Origin of the sequence: Blastomonas sp. UPD001 (assembly GCF_003426715.1) — a bacterium.
Lineage (GTDB): Bacteria > Pseudomonadota > Alphaproteobacteria > Sphingomonadales > Sphingomonadaceae > Blastomonas.
On sequence record NZ_QKVT01000001.1, the window covers coordinates 2,724,676 to 2,727,815 of the forward strand.

Genomic DNA, 3,140 nt, shown 5'->3' on the forward strand with positions numbered 1-3,140 from the left:
CGCCCCCCAAGTTGCGCAGCGCAACTATCGTCGATTCAAGGCCCGCCCGGGCCGCGCCGCCATCGACGATCAGCCCCAGCCCCTCACCAAGGCTCGCCGCGACATGCTCGGCGCGGGTCGGGCTGATCGCGCCCGAGCGATTGGCCGAGGGCGCGGCCAGCCTCAGCCCGCTCGCCTCCAGCACCGCGCGCATCACCGGGTGCGCGGGGCAGCGCAGCGCGATGGTCGAAAGCCCGGCGGTGACCGCAGGCGCGACTTCCGCTCCCGCTTTCAGCGGCAGAACCAGCGTCAGCGGACCCGGCCAGAAGGCGGCGGCGAGCTTTTTTGCTCGCGTGTCGAACATCGCGATCTTCTCTGCGCTGGCGAGGTCGGGCACGTGCACGATCAGCGGGTTGAAATCGGGCCGCCCCTTGGTGCGATAGATCGCCGCTACGGCATCCGCGCGCGACGCATCGGCGGCGAGGCCATAGACCGTCTCGGTCGGCAGCGCGACGATCTGCCCGGCGTGCAGCATCGCCGCCGCGCGCGCGATTCCGGCAGCGTCGGCGGGCACGATCCGCGGGTCAGAAGGCTTGGAAGCTTGCATGTTGCTGCCTATACAGCGCTCAAACGCAAGGGACAGCAGGGAATAGACCATGACCTTCATCGCACCGACCACCGAACAGCTGTTCGTCCTGAAGACGATCACCGGCATCGACGAACTGGCAGGCCATGAGCGCTTTGCCGAGGCGACGCCCGATCTGGTTGAGGCGATCGTCGAGGGCGTCGGCGAATTTGCCGCAGGCGAGTTTGCCCCCCTGTACCGCATCGGCGACACGGTCGGCGCACGGCTGATCGACGGGTCGGTGAAGATGCCCGAGGGGTACGCGCAAGCTTACCAGCATTATGTCGAGGCGGGCTGGAGTGCCTTGAGCGCGCCTGCCGATCATGGCGGCCAGGGCCTGCCCTTCAGCCTTGCCACCGTCGCGCTCGATTCGCTCGGCGCGGCCAACATGGCCTTTGCGCTCTGCCCGATCCTGACGGTCGGCGCGATCGAGGCGCTGCACCATCATGGCAGCGATCAGCAGAAGGCGCTGTACCTGCCGAAACTGTCCACCGGCGAATGGACCGGTACGATGAACCTCACCGAACCGCAGGCTGGCAGCGATGTCGGCGCGCTGCGTGCGACCGCCACCCCGCGCGGCGACGGCACCTATGCGATCCGTGGGCAGAAGATTTACATCTCGTTCGGCGATCACGACATGGCCGATAACATCATCCACCTCGTGCTCGCGCGCACCCCCGATGCGCCCGCCGGGACCAAGGGCATCTCGCTGTTCCTGGTGCCCAAGTACCGGCTCGACGCGGATGGAAATCCGGGCGAGGCGAACGGCATCAAGACCGTGTCGATCGAGCACAAGATGGGCATCAACGCCTCGCCCACCTGCGTGCTGCAGTTCGGCGAGGAAGGTGAGAGTATCGGCGAACTGATCGGCCCCGAATTCGGCGGCATGCGTGCGATGTTCACGATGATGAACAATGCGCGGCTCAATGTCGGGCTGCAGGGTGTCCAGATTGCCGAGGGCGCGACGCAAAAGGCTTTGTGGTTCGCGCGCGAACGCGTCCAGTCGGCGCGCGCCGGCGCGGGGCGCGATCCGGTCGCGATCATCGAGCATCCTGATGTCCGCCGCATGCTGCTGCGCATGAAGGCGGGGACCGAGGCGATCCGCGCATTGCTCTATTACGCCTCTGGCCAGGTCGATCGCGCCAATCTCGGTGTGCCCGGCGCGCGCGAGATGGTCGATCTGCTGACCCCGCTCGCCAAGACTTATGGCACCGATCTGGGCAGCGAGATCGCCTCGCTGGGCGTGCAGGTCCATGGCGGCATGGGCTATGTCGAGGAGACCGGTGCGGCGCAATATTATCGCGATATCCGCATCGCGCAGATCTACGAGGGCACCAACGGCATCCAGGCAGCCGATCTGGTCGGGCGCAAGCTCGGCATGGCAGGTGGCGATGTCGTGCGCGGGCTGATCGCCGAGGTGCAGGCCGATGCCGGCAACCACCCCGCGCTCGCCGCGCTGGCCGGCGATGTCGCGGAGGTCACCGAATATATGGTCGCGGCCAGTGTCGACGACCGGCTGGCGGGCAGCTATCCCTATTGCACGATGATGGCAGTGATGACCGCAGGCTGGTTGATGCTCAAGCAGCAGCGCGCGGCGCAGGCGATGCTCGATACAGGCGAGGGCAATGCCGATTTCCTGAAAGCCAAGCTGGTGACGACGCGCTTCTATCTCGAGCGCATGGTGCCCGAGGCGGGCGGCCTCAAGGCAGCGGCAATGGCGGGCGCGGACCTGCTCTACGCGCTCGATGCCGAGGCGCTGGCGGCTTGAGCGAAAATCCTGCCTCCCTCTTCGTCATTCCCGCGAACGCGGGAATCCCGCTTTTTGGCAACCGTCATGCAGAAGCGGGACCCCCGCCTTCGCGGGGGTGACGGGACATGGATATGACGGATAACGCCGACCTGCTCGCCCGCATCGCCGAGGCACTCGAACGCCTCGCGCCGCCGCCAGCGCAGGTCGCGGACTGGACCGCGCACCCCGCCTATGTCTGGAGCGCGCGCGGGGCCGAGGCGGTGACGCACCTGCAAGCCGTCCCACTCGATCGCCTGCGCGGCATCGATGCGCAAAAGGCGAGCTTTACCGAGAACGTCCGCCGCCATGCCGCAGGCGTGCCTGCGCACGACGTGCTGCTCTGGGGATCGCGCGGCATGGGCAAGTCGGCTTTGGTCAAGGCAGCGGTGGCCGATGCGCAAGGATCGGGCGCGCCGCTCGCGCTCGTCCAGACCGGGGGCGAACCCGATGCGCTCGCGCAATTGCCCGCCTTGTTCGCCGCACTGGGCGCGGTGGATCGCCGCTTCCTGGTGTTCATCGACGATATCGGCTTTGACGGACCCGACGCCGCCAGCGCCGCACGCTCGCTGCGCTCGCTGCTCGAGGGCGGGGCGATGGCGCGACCGGCCAATGTGCGGCTCGCGGTCACCTCGAACCGTCGCGCGATCGTCGAGCGGCACATGAGCGAACAGGACGATCCGATCAATCCGCGCGACGCGGTAGACGACCGGCTGGCGCTCGCCGACCGGTTCGGGCTCAGCCTCGGCT

At 67.6% G+C, this 3,140-nt stretch carries 3 protein-coding genes; 2 read left to right on the top strand and 1 reads right to left on the bottom strand.

Going from position 1 to position 3,140, the window contains the following annotated elements; translation table 11 throughout:
- On the bottom strand, positions 1-586 hold a 586-nt coding region (locus DM995_RS13845; RefSeq protein ID WP_116969799.1), incomplete at its 3' end, for an L-threonylcarbamoyladenylate synthase.
- A 49-nt stretch (positions 587-635) separates the two neighbouring features.
- On the opposite strand from DM995_RS13845, the gene DM995_RS13850 reads away from it, so the two are divergent.
- Entirely contained in the window at positions 636-2,372 is a 1,737-nt protein-coding gene (locus DM995_RS13850; RefSeq protein ID WP_116969800.1) for an acyl-CoA dehydrogenase, read from the top strand.
- 113 nt (positions 2,373-2,485) lie between these two features.
- Positions 2,486-3,140 (top strand): DUF815 domain-containing protein (locus DM995_RS13855; protein ID WP_116970475.1); only part of this gene is annotated, 655 nt, incomplete at its 3' end.

What these genes read in the sequence shown, in the direction of transcription:
- DM995_RS13850 (WP_116969800.1), top strand. Translation starts at nt 636, where the DNA reads ATGACCTTCATCGCACCGACCACCGAACAGCTGTTCGTCCTGAAGACG.